The sequence below is a fragment of the Micrococcus sp. KRD026 genome (assembly GCF_017168445.1).
Taxonomy (GTDB): Bacteria; Actinomycetota; Actinomycetes; order Actinomycetales; family Micrococcaceae; genus Micrococcus; species Micrococcus luteus.
This window is the reverse complement of the sequence record NZ_JABFBA010000002.1, coordinates 26,245-45,419: the sequence shown is the minus strand read 5'-3', so window position 1 is coordinate 45,419 and position 19,175 is coordinate 26,245. Positions and strand designations below refer to the sequence as shown.

Genomic DNA, 19,175 nt, shown 5'->3' with positions numbered 1-19,175 from the left:
CCGTCCCCCCCGGCCTGCCCCACGTGGACCTGCTGCGCCTGCGGGACCGCCTCGAACCGGTCGAGCGTGCCCGGCTCGACGCGATCGAGGACCACCTGCAGACCCGCGTGCGGCCACACCTGACCCGCTACTGGGACGCCGAGGAGTTCGCGTTCGACCTGCTGCCGGGCCTGGCCGAGCTGGGTCTGGGGCGCCTCGTCCTGGACGGCTCGTCCTCGCTGTTCCAGCAGCTCGTGCACGCGGAGATCGCCCGCGTGGACCTGTCCCTGTCCGCCCTCGTGGGCATCCACAACGAGCTCAACCTCGGCATGATCACCGGCCTGGGCTCGGAGCGGCAGAAGGCCACGTGGCAGGGGCGCCTCGAATCCTTCGACGCCCTGGGCGCGTTCTGCCTCACCGAGCCGGACCACGGCTCGGACATCGCCGGCGGCCTCGCCACCACCGCCACCCGCGACGGCGATGAGTGGGTCATCCGCGGCGCCAAGCGCTGGATCGGGGCCGGCACGATCGCCGACGTCGCGCTCGTCTGGGCGCGCGACACCGCCGACGGCGAGATCAAGGGCTTCGTGGTGCCCACCGACACCCCCGGCTACGAGGCCACCAAGATCAGCGGGAAGATGGGCCTGCGGATCATGCAGAATGCGGACATCACCCTGGACGTGCGCCTGCCCGCGGACGCGATCCTGCCCGGCGCCACCACCTTCGCCGCCACCCGCACCCTGCTGCGCGACTCGCGCATGTGGGTCGGCTGGCAGGGCGTCGGCGCGCAGATGGGCGTGCTGGACGTGCTGCGCTCCTACGCGCTGCGGCGGGAGCAGTTCGGCCGCCCACTGGCCGCGTTCCAGCTGATCCAGGCCCAGATCGCCGAGGTCGCCGGCAACCTGGCCGCCTCCGCCGGGATGATGCTCCAGGTGGACGCCCTGCGGCAGGAGGGGCGGATGGAGATGATGCACGCGGCGATGGCCAAGGCCACCTCGACCCGGCTGGCCCGGTCCTCGGCGGCGCTCGCCCGCGACGCCCTCGGCGGCAACGGCCTGCTCACGGAGCACGAGATCGCCAAGATCATGGGGGACGTGGAGGCCATCTACTCCTACGAGGGCTCCTACGGCATGAACACCCTGATCGTGGGGCGGGCCCTCACCGGCGTCTCGGCCTTCGTGTGAGCCACGCGTCCTGCAGGTCTTGGACCAGCGGGCGGTGGGCGATGAGCAGCAGCACGCCGGCCACCGGGATGACCACCTCGAAGTCCAGCCAGAGGTAGCCGGCCGCGCCCGCCACCCCGCCCAGGAAGAACAGGGCCACGAGCAGCGCCAGCAGTCCCACGCGCCGCGGCTCCCCGACGACGGGGGCCACGGCCGCGGGCGCGTTGCGGTACAGGATCTTGCCGAGCTCGACGCCGATGTCCGTGACCATGCCCGTCACGTGCGTGGTGCGGATCGGCCACGCCCCGATGCGGGTGATCAAGGCGTTCTGCAGGCCCATGGTGAAGCACAGCACGGCCACCACGACGAGCGGCCGGTGCGCATCGCGGACGTGCTCGGCGAGCAGGCCGAACACCAGCATGCCGACGCCCTCGAGCAGGAGGATGTTGGCGTACCGCGACCGGAGGCCGTTGACCCGGCCCCAGTTGAACACCAGCGCGCAGACGACCGCGCCCAGGATGAACATGGCCAGCGCGAGCAGGCCCGTGCCGACCAGACCCGGGGCGTGGAGGACCGCCGCGTCCGCCATGGACGCCACGATCCCCGTCATGTGGGACGTGTACGTGGCCACGGCGACGAAGCCCACGGAGTTGAGGATCCCCGCGATCGCGGTCAGCACCAGCGCCAGGTGGGTGTTGCGGCGCACGGTGCGCTCGGGGGCGCACAGGTTGAGCACCCCGCCACCCTACGACCGGACGCTGCCGTCGGCGCCGACGCGGGAGGCGCCGTCGTCGACGCCTCCCTCACCGTGCCCGGGCTCAGTAGCTGGAGTAGCCGTCCTCCGACAGGGTGTGCTTCTCGTCGCCGGTGATGGCGGGGTTGAACACCGAGATCAGGTGCATGTCCTCGGTGCCGCCGCGCAGGTCGTGCGGCTCGTGGTCCGGCAGGACGTAGATGACACCCGGCGTGATCTCGTGGACGGTGCCGTCCGGCTCCACCACGGAGCCGTTGCCCGCGATGCAGTAGCAGGCCTCCTGGTGGTTGCGGTACTGGAGCTTCGAGGACGATCCGGCGCGCACGATCGTGTGGGCGACGGCGAAGCCCATCTCGTCCTTCGCGGTGAGGAGGCGTTCGGAGGTGCCCCCGCCCCACTCGACCTTCTCGACGTCGTTCCGGCTGCGGGTGTATATGGGTGGATCGCTCCCTCGGTCGGCTCCGGGGCGGAGGAACACGCCCGCCCGTCCTCGCCACGGTAGACCCGGGCGCGTGGGGCGACTCAACCCCTCCCGGGCGCCCGTTTCATCAACGAAAGCCTTCGACACGCCCCGTCCGGCCCCTCCCGGGCGCCCTGTGACGCGGCCTACACGTGTGGGATACTGACGGCACGCCGCATGCCCCGCGCGGGAGAGCGTCGGCGCGCGTCCTGCCCCGGCCGGCCGCGTGAGCAGGCCGCCGAAGGAGCAAACCCTCCCCGGGAATCTCTCAGGCATCCGTACCGCGTGGGGTCAGGCGCTCTGGAAAGCGTCTCACTCCGCCGCGCCCGCGTCCGGACCGAGACCACCGACGGTGCAAGCCGCCCACCCGGGCGTCGGAAACTCTCAGGTCCATGACAGAGCGGGGAGGAGCAGACCCACGCCGTGACCACGGCAGGATCCCCCGGAGGTACCCCGTGACCAGCCCCCAGACCACCGAGAGCACGACCGCGCTGCCCCACGAGCGCGTCGAGCCCAAGGACACCGCCTCGGCCCCCTTCGTGGCCCGCCACATCGGCCCGCGCCCCGCGGACGTCGAGCACATGCTGCAGACCCTGGGCTACGACTCGCTCGAGGCCCTCGTGGACACCGCCGTCCCCGCCGGCATCCGCCAGCCGAAGCCCCTCGAGCTGCCCGCCCCGCTGACCGAGTCCGCGGTCCTGGAGCAGCTGCGCGAGATCGCCGGCCGCAACGTCATGAAGACCCAGATGATCGGGCAGGGCTTCTCGGACACCGTCACCCCGGGCGTCATCCTCCGCAAGGTGCTGGAGAACCCGGCCTGGTACACGGCCTACACGCCGTACCAGCCGGAGATCTCCCAGGGCCGCCTCGAAGCCCTCCTGAACTACCAGACGATGGTCCAGGACCTCACCGGCCTGGACATCGCCAACGCCTCCCTGCTGGACGAGGCCTCCGCCGCCGCCGAGGCCGTGCTCCTCATGCACCGCGCCAACCGCCGCAGGACCGACGGCGTCACCCTCCTCGACGCGGATCTCTTCCCGCAGACCCTCTCCGTGGTGCGCCTGCGCGCCGAGGCCGTGGGCATCGACGTGCGCGTGGCCGACCTCTCCGCAGGCATCCCGGAGGACGTCCGCGCCGAGGTCGAGGAGAAGGGCCTGTGCGGCGTCGTGCTGCAGCAGCCCGGCGACTCCGGCCGCATCCACGACCACGCCGCCGTCATCGCGCAGGCCAAGGAGGCCGGCGCCCTCGTGACCGTCGCGGCGGACATCCTCTCCCTCGCCCTGATCACCCCGCCCGGGGAACAGGGCGCGGACATCGCCGTCGGCTCCACGCAGCGCTTCGGCGTGCCCCTGTTCTTCGGCGGCCCCCACGCCGCCTACATGGCCGTGAAGGAGGGCCTGCAGCGCAGCATGCCGGGCCGCCTCGTGGGCGTCTCCCACGACGACGCCGGCAAGCCCGCCTACCGCCTCGCCCTCCAGACGCGCGAACAGCACATCCGGCGCGAGAAGGCCACCTCCAACATCTGCACCGCCCAGGCGCTGCTCGCGATCGTCGCCTCGATGTACGCCGTCTACCACGGCCCCCAGGGCATCGCCCGCATCGCCCGCCACGCCCACGCCCAGGCCGTCCGCCTGGCGGAGGCGCTGCGGGCCGGTGGCGTCGAGGTCGCCGAGGAGCACTTCTTCGACACGATCACCGTCCGCGTGCCCGGCCGGGCCGAGCAGGTCCTGCAGGCCGCCGAGGAGAACGGCGTGAACCTGCGCCTGGTGGACGCGGACACCCTGCGGATCGCAGCCGATGAGACCACCGTCGACGCCGACCTCGTGGCCGTCCTGACGGCGTTCGGCCTGGACGCGGGCTCCCTGCCGGCCTCTGCGCACGAGGGCGCCGTGGCCACCCCGGCCGTGCCGGAGTCGCTGCGCCGCTCCTCCGCGTTCATGATGCACCCGGTGTTCAACACCCACCACTCGGAGACGAAGATGCTGCGCTACCTGCGCCGCCTCTCCGGCTACGACCTGGCGCTGGACCGCACCATGATCCCGCTGGGCTCGTGCACCATGAAGCTCAATGCCACCGCGGAGATGGAGGCCATCTCCTGGCCCGAGTTCTGCTCCATCCACCCGTTCGCGCCCGACCACCAGACCGAGGGCTGGCGGTTCCTGATCGCGGATCTGGAGGCCAAGCTCGCCGAGATCACCGGCTACGCGGGCGTCTCGGTGGCCCCGAACGCCGGCTCGCAGGGCGAGTTCGCGGGCCTGTGGGCCATCCGCCAGTACCACCTGGCCCGCGGTGAGGGTGAGCGGGACATCTGCCTGATCCCGGCCTCCGCCCACGGCACCAACGCGGCCTCGGCCGTGCTGGCGGGGCTGAAGGTCGTCGTCGTCGCCACCGCCGACGACGGCACGATCGACGCCGCCGACCTGGACGCCAAGATCGCGGCGAACGAGGGCCGCATCGCGGCCATCATGATCACCTACCCCTCCACGCACGGCGTCTACGACGCCGACGTCAAGGAGGTCTGCGCCACGGTGCACGCCGCGGGCGGCCAGGTGTACATCGACGGCGCCAACCTCAACGCGCTCGTGGGCCTGGCCCAGCCGGGCGAGTTCGGCGGAGACGTCTCCCACCTGAACCTGCACAAGACGTTCTGCATCCCGCACGGCGGCGGGGGCCCGGGCGTGGGCCCCGTGGCGGTGGGCGAGCACCTGGTGCCGTACCTGCCCTCCCGCGAGGCCCTGATGACCGCGGCCCCGCACGGCTCGGCCGGCGTGCTGCCCATCTCCTGGGCCTACATCCACCTGATGGGCGCCGAGGGCCTGCGCTCCGCCACCGCGCACGCGCTGCTGGGCGCCAACTACATCTCCCGCCGCCTCGCGCCCCTCTACCCGACGCTGTACACGGGCAACGACGGCCTCGTGGCGCACGAGTGCATCCTCGACCTGCGCGAGCTCACGGCCCGCACGGGCGTGACCGCCGAGGACGTGTGCAAGCGCCTCATCGACTACGGGTTCCACGCCCCCACCCTGGCGTTCCCCGTGGCCGGCACGCTCATGGTGGAGCCCACCGAGTCCGAGGACCTCGAGGAGATCGAGCGGTTCATCGAGGCGATGGAGGCCATCCACGCCGAGATCACCGCCGTCACCCCGGAGACCGTGGCGGACTCCGTCCTGCGTCGCGCCCCGCACACCCTCAACGTCCTGATGGCCGACGAGTGGGATCGCCCCTACTCGCGCGCCCAGGCGGGCACGCCGGTGCCGAGCCTGCGTCTGGACAAGTACCTGCCGCCGGTGGGCCGCATCGACGGCGCTTACGGCGATCGCAACCTCGTGTGCTCGTGCCCGCCGCCCGAGGCGTTCGAGGACGCCGTGGCCGACACCGCCGACGAGGACTGAGAGGATCACCCCATGAGCGATTCGACGCGCAACTCCCCGCTGCACCCGGTCCACGAGGCCGCGGGCGCCACGTTCACGGACTTCGGCGGCTGGAACATGCCCCTGAAGTACGGCTCCGAGCTGGCCGAGCACAAGGCCGTGCGCACCTCCGCCGGCCTGTTCGATCTCTCCCACATGGGCGAGATCCGGGTCACCGGCCCGGAGGCCGGGGCCATGCTGGACCACGCCCTCTCGAGCGTGCTCTCCACGTTGAAGCCCGGCCGCGCCAAGTACGCCCTGTGCCTGACGGACGCCGGCACCATCCTGGACGACACGATCGTCTACCGGATGGACGACGGCGAGGCCGGCTCCGAGCCCGACTACCTGGTGGTGCCCAACGCTGGCAACATCGCCGCGGTCCACACCGCCCTGAACCAGCGGGCGTCGGGCTGGGACGCCGTCGTCGAGGACGAGTCCTCGACCACCGCCCTCGTGGCCGTGCAGGGCCCGCAGGCCGAGAGGATCCTCGCCCGGGCCATGCCGGAGGCCGCGGCGCAGCTGTCCGAGCTGAAGTACTACGGCCACCTGACCCTGACCGTGCCCACGGACGCCGGTGACGTCATCGCCGTCGTCGCCCGCACCGGCTACACCGGTGAGGACGGCTTCGAGCTGTTCCTGCCCGCCGCCTCCACCGCCGAGGCCGGCGACCGCGGCTCCGCCGTGTGGAACACGATGCTCTCGGCCGCGGACGAGGCGGGCGTGGAGCTGACGCTGTGCGGGCTCGCCTCGCGGGACTCGCTGCGCCTCGAGGCGGGCATGCCGCTCTACGGCAACGAGTTGGACACCGGGCACCAGCCGCACGCCTCTGGCGTCGGCTTCGCGGTGCCCGCGAGCAAGGAGGCCGACTTCGTCGGACGATCCGCGCTGGTCGGCAGGGACGACGTCGAGGAGGTCCTCGTGGGGCTGCAGGGCGCGGGTCGGCGTGCCGCCCGGCACGGTTACGCCGTGCTGGACGAGTCCGGCGAGCGGGTGGGCGAGGTGACCTCGGGCGCCCCCAGCCCGACCCTCGGACACCCCATCGCCCTGGCCCGTGTCCGCCGCGACGTGGCCGCCGAGGGCACGTCCCTGCAGGTGGACCTGCGCGGCCGCGGCGAGCCGTTCACCGTGGTGGCCACGCCGTTCTACCGCCGGGAGCGCTGAGCCCGACGCAGCCGTCCCTCGGCCCGCCGCTCGGCGGTCCCGGGGCCCTTCGCTAGACTCGGGCTCCGGGCCATCGTCGCGGCCCCCCGTCCCGCCGTCCACCTGCAGGAAGTCCGCATGACTCACGTCGCCGCCCGTGCCCGGGTCCCCCTGAAGGGGCTGCTGGTCTTCCTCGCCGTCGCCGCCGTCCTGCTCCTGCTGGGCATCGTCACCGTCCTCCGCGGCGTGGCCGCCGACGCCGCCCGCGTGGACATCGTCACCGTGCTGGACGGCAACACCGTGGTGGTGAACCAAGGCGGCACCGAGCGGACCGTGGTCCTCGCCGGCGTCACGAGCGCGGGCCGCAACCCGGAGGGCCTCAAGGTCGGCCCCAACCTCTGCATGGGGGAGGAGTCCTACTCCTGGCTGCGTGATCGGCTCCCGCAGGGGGCGACCGCGAGCATGACCACCTCGGACGAGGGCGCGCCCGAAGGGATGGAGAGCGCGGTCATCTCGATCGGCGGCGGCACCGTCAACGTGGCCATGGCGGAGGCCGGCATGGCCGCCCCCACGGATGTCGCCGTCGGCAAGCGCCTGGCGGAGGAGATCGCCCAGGCCAATCAGGAGGCCGTGGGTCGCGGCGTGGGGCTCTACGACATCGAGGAGCCCTGCACGTACCAGAACCGGCTCTACGAGGCCCAGTTCGCCCTGGAGCAGATCCCGGAGGACGCGGAGGCGTCCCTGACGAAGATCGACGAGCGAGCGGTGGAGTACGCGGCCGGCCTGGACCAGGTGCGCCTGGTGCAGCAGGAGATCCGGGCCCTCGACCCGGAGAACGGCACGTTCGCCGACCTCGCCTACGGGCCGGCCAAGGAGTCGCTCCTGGCCGAGGCGGACCCGGTGGTGGAGCACGGGATGCAAGTCCTGAAGGACCTCAACACGCGGCGCAACGAGATCGCGGCCCGTGGCTGACCCCGCCGCGCTCAGTCCAGGGCGAGGGTGACGAGCCCGAGCTGGGCCGCCCGGATGATCAGCTGGACGCGGTCGCGGACCTCCAGCTTGGCCATGATCCGCGTGAGGTTGGCCTTGACCGTGGACTCGGAGACGAAGAGGTTCGCGGCGATCTCCGGGTTCGACTGACCCCTGGCCAGCAGCCGCAGCACGCCCAGCTCCCGCTCGGTGAGGTCGGAGCCGTCGGGGCTGCCGGGCTGCACCGAGGTGGGGCCCACCGTCGGCCGGTCCCGCTCGATCGAGGCGAGCAGCTTGGTCGCCACGGCGGGGGAGAGCACGGACTCGCCGCGATGGACGGCCTGAATGGCGCCCAGGATGGCCGGCGGCTCCGCGTCCTTGAGGAGGTAGCCGCCCGCTCCGGCGCGCAGGGCCGGCACGAGATAGTCCTCGGACGTGAACGTGGTGATCGCCAGGACCCGGATCGCGGGGTGGGTCTCCTTGATCCGGCGTGTGGCCTCCACCCCGTCCATCAGGGGCATCTGCATGTCCATCAGGACCACGTCCGGCTCGATGGCGGCGCACGCCTCCACGGCTTCGACGCCGTTGGCGACCACACCCACGCAGGTCATGCCGGGGGCAGAGTCGACGAGCACGCGGAGCGCGCCGCTCATGAGCGGCTGGTCGTCGGCGATCAGGATGCGCAGCTCTTCGGACACGCAGGTCAGCGTAACCGGTGCTGTGGCGCATGCCACCTTGTCGGCGTCGGGGCGAGGCCGGGGTGCCCGCCGGCCGTCATCTGCGCCATGCCGCGGCGCGGCCTGTGCGCGGCGTGCACCATTTGTGACGGGCGTCATACATACTGGGGCCATGAAGACTCGCGCTCTCCTCGCTTCCGCTCTCCTTCTCGCCTCCACCCTCGTCGGCGCTCCGGCCGCCGCCGCCTCGGCGGCCTCGGCCGAGGACGACGTCGTCACGCCCCTGGGCCTCTCCAAGGGCACTGCGGAGTGGACCTGTCGCCACTTCGGCATCTGGTGCGACTGACCCCGGGTCGGTCCGCCCCTGATGCCTGATTCGAGCCCATCGATCCCCTCCGTCCGGAGCGGCGCGCCCTCCCGGGCGCGCCGCTCCTCGTCGTGGCGTCAGCCGCGCAGCCTGCGGTGGGGCGCGTTCTGGGCCGCGGCGCCGCTGAGCCGCGTCTATCTCGCCTTCGGGTCGGCCTTCCTGCTCGCCTCGACCGCGTCCGACATCGGTCTTTTCGGCCCGGGCCACGGCGCCATCCCGGTCCTGGACGGGATCGCCATCGCGTCGGCGACCAGCGCCTTCCTCGCCCAGTGGTGGCGCAGCACGGTGGGCTTCGCCCTGCTCCTGCCCGGGGCCGTCGCGACCGTCGTCGGCGGTTCCGAGGTGCTCTTCGCCGTCGTCGCGCCCGTGGTCCTCGGGGCCGTCGCGGCGACCGCCCGTTCCTGGGGGTTCGTCGTCACGGCCGCCGTCCTGGCACTGACCTGGGGCGTCGCCCAGCCGTTCGCGGTGGGTCAGTCGAACGCGACGTGGTTCATCCTGCTGCTCATGTCCATGGGCCTCGGCGGCGGGCTCTTCATCCGCGAGAGCTTGGCCCGGCGGGAGCGGGATCGCCGCCGGGTGTTCGAGGCGGAGGAGCGGGCCCGGCTGGCCGCCGAGGCCGAGCGTCGCTCCCTGGCCCGCGACCTGCACGACGTGGTCGCGCACAACCTCACGATCATCTCGATGCAGGCTCGGACGGCACGCTACCTCGGCGCCCCGGAGGCGGCTCAGGGCGTGCTGGACGTGGTGGGGGACTCCGCGAAGGACGCGCTGCGGGACCTGCGGCGCATGCTCTCCATCCTCCAGGAGGACGGGATCGTGGACCCGAGCGGTGAGCCGGGCGCCGCGGGGGGCGCGGACGGGGCGACGTCCGCGGATCCGGTGCTGCCCGTGGCCCAACTGGCCGAGGAGCTGCGCAGTCTCGGAATGACGGTGGAGACGGACGTCCGCTGCGACCAGAACGCGATGCCGATCTCCGTGCGCTCCACCCTGCACCGGGTGCTCCAGGAGGCCACCACGAACGTCGCCAAGCACGCCGGCGAGGGCGCGCGCGTGTGCATCGAACTCCGCGACGCGGGGCCGGACGTGGTGCTCGAGGTGGAGAACACCGTCACCGAGCGGTCCGGCCCGCCGCAGTGGAACTCCTCCGGTGTGGGCCTGAACTCCATGCGGGATCGCGTGGCCACCTTCGGCGGCACGATCGAGGCCGGGCCGGGGGGCTGGGGGTGGCGGGTGCGCGCGGTGCTCCCCAGGTCCGTCTGACGAGGCCGACGCCGTCGCAGCGGCGGACCAGACCCATGTGACCTGCATCACATCAGGGCCCGAAAGTCTGCACCTTCCGCCACTGTCGGGGGCGCCGTCGTCCCTCCTAGAGTGGGTCATGCCCCATTGAGACGGTGCACAGTGCGAATCACGAGCCGGGATACATGCCTGAGGGGATGCGGGCCCCGGACGCGGTTCCGAGAAGGACGATGGCCATCCGGCCATCGTCCTTTCTCGTTGTCGGGCGTGCTCAGGCCGGCTCGGCGGGCGACGGCTCCGGGGTGACCGTGCGGACGAGGGGACGGGCCGCCGTCCGGCCCAGGGCCATGAGCACGGCGGCCGGGAAGCCGATCACCGGGATGAGCATCGGCAGGATGCCCGCCGCGCCCTGCGTGAGCACCACCAGGCCGTAGAGCATGCCGATCAGCGCGTACGCCAGCACGTGGACCCACTGGTTGAGCACGTGCCGGAACGCCCAGTTCACGAGCAGGCACAGCGGCAGCCCCACCACCAGCCCGGCGACCCCGACCACCGTCAGCAGCGGTGTCAGGCTGCCGAAGGCCTGCAGGCCCGGGACCACGGCCAGGATCGCCACCACGGCGGCCATCACGAGGTTGGGCAGCAGCCAGGCCACGAGGAACCCGTTCAGTCCCATGCGCAGCTGCGGGCGGGGGCCGGAACGGGCCGCGCGGCGACGGGCACGGGCGGCGGACGCGACCGGGGCGGGGGGATCGACGACGTCGGGCGGGTCCCCACTGTAGTGGGCCGGGCTGGACGGGCCCCGGGAGAGTTCCCGGTCAGGCGCGCCGGTCGCCGTCCACGTGGAAGGCCAGGTCCTCGACGCCGGGGAAGGACTCGATCTCCTGGAACGCGTCCCAGGCGTCGCTGTCCGCCTCGGCGTCCGCGGGCAGGGTCACCGTCAGGGCGCCGATCTCCCCGTCGATCACCTGCAGGCGCAGCTCGAGCTCGTGTCCTCCGGCGGATCCGGAGGCGAAGCGGCCGCGGACGGGCCAGACGCAGTCGTTCGGCACCGCGCGCCGGACGTCGTCGTCGGTCTGGACGACGAGCGGCACCCAGTCCGGGACCTCGCCGGCTTCACGGATGGCCTCGGCCACCGATGCGACGGTGCGCGCGTGCGGCAGCTGGGAGCGCAGCGCCTCAGCCCCGGGCAGGTCCCGGCCCTCGGCCAGCGCCGGGTCGAGCAGGGTCTCGAGCAGCACGCGCACCTCGACCGGCAGCTCGGCGGTGGCCTCCGGCTCGACCTCGTCGACCGGGTCCTCGTCCAGGCCGGCGGGTCCGGTGACGGCGAGTTCGACGGCGTCGCGGCGGGTCCGGCGGGCGTCCTCGTTGGCCAGCAGCATCGCCAGGGAGGCCGCTGCGGCCAGCGCGACGCGCGGGGCGGGGACGCCGACCCGCTGGAGCCCGCGCACCAGGGCACCGTCGATCCGGTCGTTCAGGCCGGTGGCACGCAGCGTGACCGCCGCGACCGCGCCGCCGACGGCCAGCCCGCCGAGCCCGCGCAGGGCACGCGCGGCGGGGGAGGGGGCCACCTCGCCGTCGGCGATCGCGGCGGTGTGGAGGGCGTTGGCGGTCTCGGCCGCGAGGACCGTGCCGCTGACGGCGGCCTCGAGCTCTGCGAGGGCCCGACGCTCGCGCCCTCGGCGGGCGTGCGGATCCAGCAGGGTGAGCCCGCCGACCGCGGCCGCCGCCGCCAGCCCGTAGAGCCGGCCGCCCGGGGCGAGGGCGCGCTGGCGCAGCGCGGGGAAGACGGCCTCGACGCCGTCGACGGGAACGGACGACGCCGAGTGGTGGACCTCGCCGGGGGCGGAAGGGGCGGGGGAGGGGAGCTTCATGCCCCCAGTGTGGCGCACCGCCCGGCTCAGGACGAGTCAGCGGCCCACGTGCGCGCTCAAGCGGAGCGCAGGCCGCCCTGCCACAGGGCGGCGAACGGCGTGCGGCCCTCCACCGCCTGCGCGATGCCGGCTCGCACGAACTCCTTGGCGCGGCGCGCGGCCTCGAGCGTGGTGGCACCCTTGGCCAACTCGGCGGTGACGGCGGCGGCGAGCGAGCAGCCCGCACCAGAGACGCCGGACTGGCCGATCTTCGGGGCGGAGAGCACCTCCACGGTGTCCCCGTCCACGAACACGTCCACGGCGTCCGGGCCGGGCAGGTGCATCCCGCCCTTGGCCAGGACGGCCGCGCCGGAGATCTCGTGGATGCGCCGAGCGGCCGCCGTCAGGTCCTCGACCGAGCGCACGGTCATGCCGGAGAGCTGCTCCGTCTCGAAGTGGTTCGGGGTGGTGAAGGTGGCCAGCGGCAGCAGCTCGGCCTTGAGCGCCTGGTCCGTGTCCAGGGCGTGGCCCGGCTCCTGGCCCTTGCAGATGAGCACGGGGTCCAGGACCACGTGGTCCCACTCGGCGCGGCGCAGGGCCGCGGCCGAGGTGCGGATGACCTCCGGGGAGCCCTGCATGCCCAGCTTCACGGTGCGCAGCCGCTCCGGGTAGTCGCCCTGGATGGCGTCGAGCTGCTGCTGGAGGATCTCGGTGGGCACGGGGAAGAAGCGGTGGTTCCAGTCGTCCTCCGGGTCGAAGGAGACGATGCAGGTCAGCGCCACGATGCCGAAGACGCCGAGTTCCTGGAACGTCTTGAGGTCGGCCTGGGCGCCGGCGCCGCCGGTGGCCTCGGACCCGGCGATGGTCAGGGCGAGCGCGGGGGCGGAGGCGGAGTGCTGGGGGGAGTGAGCGGTCTGGGGCATGCGCCCATGGTAGGACCGACCCCGGACGGGAAGCGCCCGACGGCCGGCGGTGTTCACCGGGGAACGAGGGTCCTCGGACCCGGAGCGTCCGCCCGGGCGCCCCGAGCGACCCGCGAAGGACGGGGACGGACGTGCTCGAGTTCCTCACCGGCACGGGCCTGGCCACCTCGGCCGGGCTCAACGCCTACATCCCCCTGCTCGCCCTGGGTCTGCTGGACCGGTTCACGGGGCTCGTCGACCTGCCCGCGGGGTGGACGTGGCTCGCCGCCGACGCCTCCCTCTGGATCCTCGGCGCCCTGCTCGCGCTCGAGCTCGTCGCGGACAAGATCCCCGGGGTGGACGCGGTCAACGACGTCGTCCAGACGGTCGTGGGAGCCGACACGGTCACGGTGGGGGCCGCCGCGCCCGTGCTCTCGGCGGCCGAGGACGTCTCGGCGGCCGGCCTCGTCGCGGCCGCGCTGTTCCTGCCGGTGCTGGTCGCCGTGCTGGTGGTCGCCGTCGTCGTGGGCCTGTGGCTGCTGGCCCGGCGGTTCCGCGCGCGGCGGACGCGAGGCCGTGCCGCGGCCGTGCCGGGTGGACCAGAATGGACGGCATGATCCTCATCAACCTGAAGTTCACCGTCCAGCCCGAGCGTGCCGACGAGTGGATGGACGCCGTCGCGAAGTACACCGCGGACGTGCGCTCCGAGCCCGGCAACCTGTTCTTCGAGTGGTACCGCCCGGTGGAGGGCGGCCCGAACGAGTACTTCCTGCTCGAGGGGTTCACGGACGAGGGAGCGCAGGCCCACGTCGCGTCCCCGCACTTCCAGGAGGGCCTGGACGCGATGCGCCCGCTGCTGGCGAGCACGCCCCAGATCATCTCCGAGCAGGTCGGTGCGGAGGGCTTCGGCCCGATGGGCGAGCTGCAGATCGACTGAGCCCGCCCCCGGCCAGAGGAGGCGACGGCGCCCGCGTCACGAGCGTGACGCAGGGCGCCGTCCCTGTATCCGGGGTCACACCCTGGCTACGGTGAGCGCATGAGCGCCGAGCAGAACAGCACCCAGACCCCCGGCCACCGCGCCGCCCACGTCCCTGCCGGCCAGGATCTCGGTCACCGCTGGTCCACCCGCGAGGCCGATCACGACGATCCGGCGGACCGCCGCGCCGTCCGCCAGATCGCCGAACTCGCCTTCGCGTCCACGGCCGAGGCCGACCTCGTCGAGGAGCTCGCCGGCGGCGCGGAGGGCTGGCTGCCCCAGTACTCCCTCGTGGCCATGACCGCCGCGATCCCCGGCACGGACCTGCAGTCGGACCCGATGGGCTACGGCACCCTGGTCCGGGCCCACATCGACGACGCCCAGGTGCTCGCCCTCGCCCCGCACGGCGTCCTGCCCGAGCATCAGGGCGAGGGCGCCGGCACCGCGCTCGTCAACGCCCTGCTGCAGAAGGCGCAGGCCGACGGCGAGGAGGTCGTGGTGGTCTACGGCTGGCCCGAGTACTACGCGAAGTTCGGCTTCCACCGGGCCTCCGAGCACGGCGTGCACGCGGCCTTCGCCCGGCAGCCCGAGGCGCTGCAGGTCCTCACGCTCCAGGACGGGGCCGAGGTGCCGGCCGGCGAGTTCCGCTACCCGCCCGCGTTCGGGGCGGAGAACGCGCAGGTCGCCGGCCGCTGAGAGCCCGGTCTCAGTCCAGGAGTCGGCGCACGGCGGCGAGCGTCCGCTCGGCCTCGGCCGGCTCGGCCGTGAGCCGCGCGATGACCTCCGCGAGGTCCGCGCGCAGGCCGGCCTCGGCGTCGTCGGCCGGGGCGTGGAGCCACGCCCGCAGGGCGCGGTTGTGGACGGCCACCACGGCCGCCGCCAGCCCGACGGCGACCCCGCCGCGCACGGGCGTGTCCGGCAGGGCCGTGGCGAGCCAGCCGGAGAACAGCTCCGTGTAGCGGTGCGAGGTGAGCAGCTCGCGCGTGCGCAGCGACTGGGAGCCGCGCAGCAGGCGGGAGCGCGCCCGGGCCCGGTCCGGATCGGCGGTGTGATGCCGGAAGACCTGGAGGACCGCCTCCTCCAGGGCCTCCCGCACGCCGAGGGAGGTGCCGCGCAGGAAGTCGTCCAGGCGGGCGAGCAGCGCCGCGTGGTCGGCGAAGACCACCTCCTCCTTCCCGCCGAGGTGGCGGAAGAAGCTGGCCCGGCTCATGCCGGCCTGGCGGGCGAGCTGGTCGGCCGTGACGGCGTCGTAGCCCTCGCGGTCCAGCAGGTGGATCAGGGCGGTGAGGGTGTCCTCGGCGGGCGTCGTCATGCGGGCCATGGTGCCACGGGCGCGGAGAGGAGGTGAGACTGCGTCTGATTCTGTGAGATGGCGTGTCAGTCGGTGTAGGGTGATGACGGACACACCCATCTCTCCGACCCCGCCCGGGAGGCCACCATGACCGAGACCCTGCCCACCGTCGAGCCCGAGTACGACGTCGCCACGCCGCTGGACACCGACTTCTACCTCGCACTCACGGACGTGTCCGACGCCGAGAAGGACGTGTGGCGTCGGGCCCGCGCCTTCGCCCTCGAGCCGGACGTGCTGCCCCGGATCCGGGAGGCGTGGGACCGCCACGAGTACCCGCTGGACCTCGTGGCCCGCCTGGGGCAGGCCGACCTGCTGCGCGACGGCGTCCCCGTGGACGGGCTGCCCGACGTCTCCCGCGTTGCAGCGGGCCTGGCCATGATGGAGCTCTCGCGCCTGGACGGCTCGATCGCCACGATGACGGGCGTGCAGGGCGGTCTGGCCATGCGCTCGATCCAGCTGTGCGGCAGCGAGGAGCAGCGTGCCGAGCACCTGCCGGCCATGGCGCGCGGCGAGCTCTACGGCGCCTTCGCCCTCACGGAGCCGACCCACGGCTCCGACTCGGTCTCGCTGGAGACCCGCGCCGAGCGCGTCGACGGCGGCTGGCGACTGCACGGGCACAAGAAGTGGATCGGCAACGGGGCCGCCGGCGGGGTGACCGTGGTGTGGGCGCGCAGCGCCGAGGACGAGAAGGTCCGCGGGTTCATCGTGCGCCAGGAGTCCGAGGGCTACACGGCCGAGGTCATCAAGGGCAAGGTCGCGCTGCGGGCCATCGACCAGGCCCACATCACCCTCGACGGCGTCTTCGTGCCCGACGCCGACGTCCTGCCCGAGGCCCGCTCCTTCAAGGACACCTCCCGCGTCCTCTTCGCCACGCGCGTGGGCGTCGCGTGGTCCGCCCTCGGGAAGGCCGTGGGCTGCTACGAGGCGGCGGTGCAGTACGCGGGGCAGCGCATCCAGTTCGGCCGGCCGCTGGCCGCCGCCCAGAGCGTGCAGACCCGCCTGGCCGAGATGCTCTCCCAGCTCACCCAGGTGCAGCTGCTCGTGCTGCGTGCGACCCGGCTCGAGGACGAGGGCCGGCTCACCGGGCCGATGGCGTCCATGGCCAAGTACTCGGCGACGCGCGCCGCGCGGTCCATCGCCGCGAACGCGCGCGACCTGCTCGGTGGCAACGGCATCCTCATCCAGAACGAGGTGGCTCGCCACTTCGCGGACATCGAGGCGATCCACACCTACGAGGGCACCGAGACCGTGCAGGGGCTGATCATCGGCCGCGAGATCACGGGGGTCGGCGCGTTCGTGTGAGATGACGCGAGCGGGGGCGGCGGCGTGAGCCAGAGATTTCTGCTGGTACGCACGCCCCCCTGCCGCCGATTCGTCTGGCTCGGCGGCCGATTCGTCTGGCTCACGCAGGCAGAGGGAGCCGCAGGTGGGCGGCGAGGTCGCGCAGCAGGGCGTTGAGGCCCCGCTGGGTGAAGACGCTGGCGGTCACGCGCAGCACGATCCACCCCTCGGCCTGCATCCGGCGGTCGCGCTCGATGTCACGGCGCCACTGCTGCGGGTCCGTCCGGTGATGATCGCCCTCGTACTGCACGCAGACGCGGGCCTCCCGCCACACCAGGTCCGGCCGGACGGCGGACCCGTCACTCAGCAGAAGCAGCGGATTCACCTCCGGCTCCGGCACACCCGCGTCGGTCAGCGCCAGTCGGAGGAGCGTCTCCGGTCTCGAATCCGCGCCGTCCCTGAGCAGCGGCAGGGCCGCTCGCAGGGTCCGCGTCCCTCGCCTCCCGCGCACCCGCAGCACCTCCGCCTCCAGATCACGCACGGTGCACCGCGGATGCTCGCCGGGACGACACCGGCCCGCCGGACCGTCAGCCCGTTGCAGCAGGCTGTCCCCGGCGGCGACGACGTCGGCCAATGGCAGACCCAGCTGCGCCAGCGCCGCCCAGGTGGCGGCCGGCGTCGTGATCCGCACCCCCGAGCGCACCAGCACGGGGTCCTGCGGGTGCAGCTCATGCCCGACGACGCCGCTGCGGCGCGGCGCCCCGCCCTCGGCCCGCGTGCGCGCCAGATGGATGGGGCCGCGCTCCCACTGCCGCGGCAGCCACATCCCCCAGAGGCGAGCGGCGGTGGCGTGGGTGGCCGCGGTGCCGGGGTTCGTCCGCTGGAGGGCGCGGACGACGTCGGCCAGTGAGGGCTGACCCCCGGCGGTGTGCCGCAGCCCGTGGTGCGGGGCGTCGAACCGGGGGCCGCGCAGCTGCGAGGCCGTCAGGCCGGCCTGCAGCCCCGCGGCGACCGGGAAGACGGGGCTGAGGGTGGCGTCGTCGTGCGGAGGAGGGGCGACCATGCCGCCACCTTCTCCTTCCATGGGCGGCCCCGGCGCCGCGACCGCGAGGGCCGTGGAGGGCGAGCCGGGTCGGCGGCCCTGTGCAGGAGCCGCTGAATCGTCTGGCTCACGTCCCCCACGCGTCCGAGCGGCGCTGAGCCAGACGAATCGGTCGAGACAGCCCCCTCAGAACAGCAGAAACGTCTGGCTCGCGCCCGTCGCAGCGTGCTGGCTCCCCCCCGCAGCGTGCCGGCGCACCCAGCGCCCCTCAGCCCTTCGGGGCGTAGTACCGGCCGAGGGTCTCGCCCTTGAGCTCCGCGAGCGTGCCATCCTGCATGGCCGCGCGGATCCGGTCCACGAGCGAGACCGTGAACCGCTCGTTGTGGATGGACAGGAGCGTGTGCGCCACCATCTCCTTCGCCTTGAACAGGTGCCGCAGGTACGCGCGGGAGTAGTGGGCGCACGTGTAGCAGTCGCACTCGGGGTCCAGCGGGCCGAAGTCTCGGCGGTACTTCGCCCCGGGCAGGTTGTAGCGCCCGTCGCGGGTGTAGAACGCGCCGGTGCGGGCCACACGGGTGGGGGAGACGCAGTCGAAGGTGTCGGCGCCGTTCTCGACGGCGGTGAACAGGTCATCGGGTTCGGAGATGCCCAGCAGGTGGCGCGGCTTGTCCTCGGGCAGCTCCTGCGCGCACCAGCCCACGATGGTCCCGAGGTTCTCCTTCTCCAGGGCCCCGCCGACGCCATAGCCGTCGAAGCCGGAGGTCACGCCGTCGAGCTCCCCCGCGGCCGGGAACTCGGCCCGCATCCCCGCGAGGTCGCGGCAGGCCTTGCGGCGCAGGTCCTCGTACTGGGCCCCCTGGATCACGCCGAACAGCGCCTGGTACGGCCGCGCCGCGCGGACCCCGGTGAGGCGGGCGTGCTCGTCGAGGCAGCGCTGGGCCCAGCGGCGGGTGCGCTCGAGCGCCTCCTCCTGGTAGCCGCGGGAGTTGTGCAGGGTGGTCAGCTCGTCGAAGGCGAACATGATGTCCGCGCCGAGGTTGTGCTGGATGCCCACGGACACCTCGGGGGTGAACCGGTGCCGGTCCCCGGTGAGGTGGGACTTGAACCAGACGCCGTCGTCGTCGACGTTGGCCAGGCGCTCCTTGCCGGGGGCGACGGCGTCGTCGGCGCCCTGCCCCTCGGGCGCGCCGGGGCCCTTCATGTCGATGACCTTCTTGAAGCCCGAGCCGAGGCTCATCACCTGGAAGCCGCCCGAGTCCGTGAAGGTCGGCCCGGGCCAGTTCATGAACGCGCCGAGGCCGCCGGCCTCGTCCAGGAGGTCGTCGCCGGGCTGCAGGTACAGGTGATACGCGTTGGCCAGCAGCGCCTGCGCGCCGAGGTCCTTCATCGACTCCGGCAGCACCGCCTTGACCGTGGCCTGCGTGGCCACCGGGATGAACGCCGGGGTCTGGATCCGCCCGTGCGGCGTGGTGATGACGCCCGTGCGGCCCAGCGGGGCGCCGTCGTGCCCGGGGGTCTCCAGGCGGTGGGTCACCTCGAAGCCGAAGTGGTCCGGGTGCGCGGGAACGGCGGGGGGCTGCGGGGTGTCGGGCATGGGATCCAGGGTAGTGGG

General features: G+C 73.2%; 19 protein-coding genes and 1 riboswitch. Of the genes, 10 read left to right on the top strand and 9 right to left on the bottom strand.

The window, feature by feature from the left end; genetic code table 11:
• Window positions 1-14 precede the first annotated feature (14 nt).
• Window positions 15-1,163, top strand: coding sequence for an acyl-CoA dehydrogenase family protein (locus J1M40_RS00750; RefSeq protein ID WP_206450360.1), 1,149 nt, complete (start codon window positions 15-17; stop codon window positions 1,161-1,163).
• Here J1M40_RS00750 and J1M40_RS00745 read toward each other — a convergent pair.
• Together J1M40_RS00745 and J1M40_RS00740 are read right to left on the bottom strand one after the other, a co-directional pair.
• The gene (locus J1M40_RS00745; RefSeq protein WP_115165442.1) at window positions 1,138-1,878 is read right to left on the bottom strand and encodes a YoaK family protein; all 741 of its coding nucleotides are present in this window, start codon (window positions 1,876-1,878) and stop codon (window positions 1,138-1,140) included. The genes J1M40_RS00750 and J1M40_RS00745 overlap by 26 nt on opposite strands.
• 82 nt (window positions 1,879-1,960) lie before the next feature.
• Complete coding sequence (locus J1M40_RS00740; protein WP_200869976.1) at window positions 1,961-2,374, bottom strand: ectoine synthase; 414 nt, start codon at window positions 2,372-2,374, stop codon at window positions 1,961-1,963.
• 159 nt (window positions 2,375-2,533) lie between these two features.
• Window positions 2,534-2,650: riboswitch (glycine riboswitch) on the top strand.
• Window positions 2,651-2,811: 161 nt separating this feature from the next.
• On the opposite strand from J1M40_RS00740, the gene gcvP reads away from it, so the two are divergent.
• The 3 genes from gcvP (at window position 2,812) to J1M40_RS00725 (ending at window position 7,878) form a co-directional block, all read left to right on the top strand.
• On the top strand, window positions 2,812-5,748 hold the full coding sequence (gene gcvP, locus J1M40_RS00735; protein ID WP_144826212.1) for an aminomethyl-transferring glycine dehydrogenase: 2,937 nt from the start codon (window positions 2,812-2,814) through the stop codon (window positions 5,746-5,748).
• A gap of 12 nt (window positions 5,749-5,760) precedes the next feature.
• Window positions 5,761-6,927 (top strand): glycine cleavage system aminomethyltransferase GcvT, encoded by a 1,167-nt coding sequence (gcvT, locus tag J1M40_RS00730; RefSeq protein WP_049146723.1) that lies wholly within the window; start codon window positions 5,761-5,763, stop codon window positions 6,925-6,927.
• A gap of 117 nt (window positions 6,928-7,044) precedes the next feature.
• A complete protein-coding gene (locus J1M40_RS00725; RefSeq protein WP_134415958.1) occupies window positions 7,045-7,878 on the top strand; it encodes a thermonuclease family protein in 834 nt (277 codons plus the stop codon).
• 11 nt (window positions 7,879-7,889) lie between these two features.
• Here the strand turns inward: J1M40_RS00725 and J1M40_RS00720 are convergent, their stop codons facing one another.
• Window positions 7,890-8,573 (bottom strand): response regulator transcription factor, encoded by a 684-nt coding sequence (locus J1M40_RS00720; protein ID WP_100056586.1) that lies wholly within the window; start codon window positions 8,571-8,573, stop codon window positions 7,890-7,892.
• 151 nt (window positions 8,574-8,724) lie between these two features.
• Here J1M40_RS00720 and J1M40_RS00715 point away from each other — a divergent pair, with 151 nt between their 5' ends.
• A complete protein-coding gene (locus J1M40_RS00715) occupies window positions 8,725-8,898 on the top strand; it encodes a hypothetical protein (protein WP_166795239.1) in 174 nt (57 codons plus the stop codon).
• Between the two features lie 21 nt (window positions 8,899-8,919).
• Window positions 8,920-10,179 (top strand): sensor histidine kinase, encoded by a 1,260-nt coding sequence (locus J1M40_RS00710; RefSeq protein WP_206450340.1) that lies wholly within the window; start codon window positions 8,920-8,922, stop codon window positions 10,177-10,179.
• Window positions 10,180-10,429: 250 nt separating this feature from the next.
• On the opposite strand, the gene J1M40_RS00705 is transcribed toward J1M40_RS00710, so the two are convergent.
• The 3 genes from J1M40_RS00705 to J1M40_RS00695 all read right to left on the bottom strand — a co-directional run bounded on the left by J1M40_RS00705 (window position 10,430) and on the right by J1M40_RS00695 (window position 12,934).
• Window positions 10,430-10,834, bottom strand: a complete 405-nt coding sequence (locus J1M40_RS00705; RefSeq protein ID WP_241251948.1) for a hypothetical protein — start codon at window positions 10,832-10,834, stop codon at window positions 10,430-10,432.
• Window positions 10,835-10,976: 142 nt separating this feature from the next.
• On the bottom strand, window positions 10,977-12,032 hold the full coding sequence (locus J1M40_RS00700; protein ID WP_020624819.1) for a hypothetical protein: 1,056 nt from the start codon (window positions 12,030-12,032) through the stop codon (window positions 10,977-10,979).
• 56 nt (window positions 12,033-12,088) lie between these two features.
• Window positions 12,089-12,934, bottom strand: a complete 846-nt coding sequence (locus J1M40_RS00695; protein ID WP_020624820.1) for a hydroxymethylpyrimidine/phosphomethylpyrimidine kinase — start codon at window positions 12,932-12,934, stop codon at window positions 12,089-12,091.
• A 131-nt stretch (window positions 12,935-13,065) separates the two neighbouring features.
• On the opposite strand from J1M40_RS00695, the gene J1M40_RS00690 reads away from it, so the two are divergent.
• The 3 genes from J1M40_RS00690 (at window position 13,066) to J1M40_RS00680 (ending at window position 14,585) form a co-directional block, all read left to right on the top strand.
• Window positions 13,066-13,530 (top strand): DUF4126 domain-containing protein, encoded by a 465-nt coding sequence (locus tag J1M40_RS00690; RefSeq protein ID WP_102708202.1) that lies wholly within the window; start codon window positions 13,066-13,068, stop codon window positions 13,528-13,530.
• The gene (locus J1M40_RS00685; RefSeq protein ID WP_010079505.1) at window positions 13,527-13,850 is read left to right on the top strand and encodes a putative quinol monooxygenase; all 324 of its coding nucleotides are present in this window, start codon (window positions 13,527-13,529) and stop codon (window positions 13,848-13,850) included. The genes J1M40_RS00690 and J1M40_RS00685 overlap by 4 nt, the downstream gene beginning before the upstream one ends.
• 99 nt (window positions 13,851-13,949) lie before the next feature.
• Window positions 13,950-14,585, top strand: a complete 636-nt coding sequence (locus J1M40_RS00680; protein WP_102708201.1) for a GNAT family N-acetyltransferase — start codon at window positions 13,950-13,952, stop codon at window positions 14,583-14,585.
• A gap of 10 nt (window positions 14,586-14,595) precedes the next feature.
• Here J1M40_RS00680 and J1M40_RS00675 read toward each other — a convergent pair whose 3' ends face one another.
• On the bottom strand, window positions 14,596-15,201 hold the full coding sequence (locus J1M40_RS00675; RefSeq protein WP_095347338.1) for a TetR/AcrR family transcriptional regulator: 606 nt from the start codon (window positions 15,199-15,201) through the stop codon (window positions 14,596-14,598).
• A 126-nt stretch (window positions 15,202-15,327) separates the two neighbouring features.
• Here J1M40_RS00675 and J1M40_RS00670 point away from each other — a divergent pair, with 126 nt between their 5' ends.
• Window positions 15,328-16,542 carry an acyl-CoA dehydrogenase family protein gene (locus J1M40_RS00670; protein ID WP_102708200.1) on the top strand — a complete coding sequence of 405 codons (1,215 nt, stop codon included), beginning with the start codon at window positions 15,328-15,330 and terminating at the stop codon, window positions 16,540-16,542.
• A 100-nt stretch (window positions 16,543-16,642) separates the two neighbouring features.
• On the opposite strand, the gene J1M40_RS00665 is transcribed toward J1M40_RS00670, so the two are convergent.
• Together J1M40_RS00665 and tgt are read right to left on the bottom strand one after the other, a co-directional pair.
• Complete coding sequence (locus tag J1M40_RS00665; protein ID WP_161788131.1) at window positions 16,643-17,584, bottom strand: endonuclease domain-containing protein; 942 nt, start codon at window positions 17,582-17,584, stop codon at window positions 16,643-16,645.
• Between the two features lie 247 nt (window positions 17,585-17,831).
• Window positions 17,832-19,157: a tRNA guanosine(34) transglycosylase Tgt gene (tgt, locus tag J1M40_RS00660; RefSeq protein WP_161788132.1), complete on the bottom strand. Its 1,326-nt coding sequence runs from the start codon at window positions 19,155-19,157 to the stop codon at window positions 17,832-17,834.
• Between the last annotated feature and the right edge of the window lie 18 nt (window positions 19,158-19,175).

Excerpts from the sequence above, each read along its gene's own strand:
- gcvT (WP_049146723.1), top strand. The coding sequence starts at position 5,761 with ATGAGCGATTCGACGCGCAACTCCCCGCTGCACCCGGTCCACGAGGCC.
- J1M40_RS00725 (WP_134415958.1), top strand. The coding sequence starts at position 7,045 with ATGACTCACGTCGCCGCCCGTGCCCGGGTCCCCCTGAAGGGGCTGCTG.
- J1M40_RS00715 (WP_166795239.1), top strand. The coding sequence starts at position 8,725 with ATGAAGACTCGCGCTCTCCTCGCTTCCGCTCTCCTTCTCGCCTCCACC.
- J1M40_RS00710 (WP_206450340.1), top strand. The coding sequence starts at position 8,920 with ATGCCTGATTCGAGCCCATCGATCCCCTCCGTCCGGAGCGGCGCGCCC.
- J1M40_RS00705 (WP_241251948.1), bottom strand. The coding sequence starts at position 10,834 with ATGGGACTGAACGGGTTCCTCGTGGCCTGGCTGCTGCCCAACCTCGTG.
- J1M40_RS00700 (WP_020624819.1), bottom strand. The coding sequence starts at position 12,032 with ATGAAGCTCCCCTCCCCCGCCCCTTCCGCCCCCGGCGAGGTCCACCAC.
- J1M40_RS00695 (WP_020624820.1), bottom strand. The coding sequence starts at position 12,934 with ATGCCCCAGACCGCTCACTCCCCCCAGCACTCCGCCTCCGCCCCCGCG.
- J1M40_RS00685 (WP_010079505.1), top strand. The coding sequence starts at position 13,527 with ATGATCCTCATCAACCTGAAGTTCACCGTCCAGCCCGAGCGTGCCGAC.
- J1M40_RS00680 (WP_102708201.1), top strand. The coding sequence starts at position 13,950 with ATGAGCGCCGAGCAGAACAGCACCCAGACCCCCGGCCACCGCGCCGCC.
- J1M40_RS00675 (WP_095347338.1), bottom strand. The coding sequence starts at position 15,201 with ATGACGACGCCCGCCGAGGACACCCTCACCGCCCTGATCCACCTGCTG.
- J1M40_RS00670 (WP_102708200.1), top strand. The coding sequence starts at position 15,328 with ATGACCGAGACCCTGCCCACCGTCGAGCCCGAGTACGACGTCGCCACG.
- J1M40_RS00665 (WP_161788131.1), bottom strand. The coding sequence starts at position 17,584 with ATGGTCGCCCCTCCTCCGCACGACGACGCCACCCTCAGCCCCGTCTTC.
- tgt (WP_161788132.1), bottom strand. The coding sequence starts at position 19,157 with ATGCCCGACACCCCGCAGCCCCCCGCCGTTCCCGCGCACCCGGACCAC.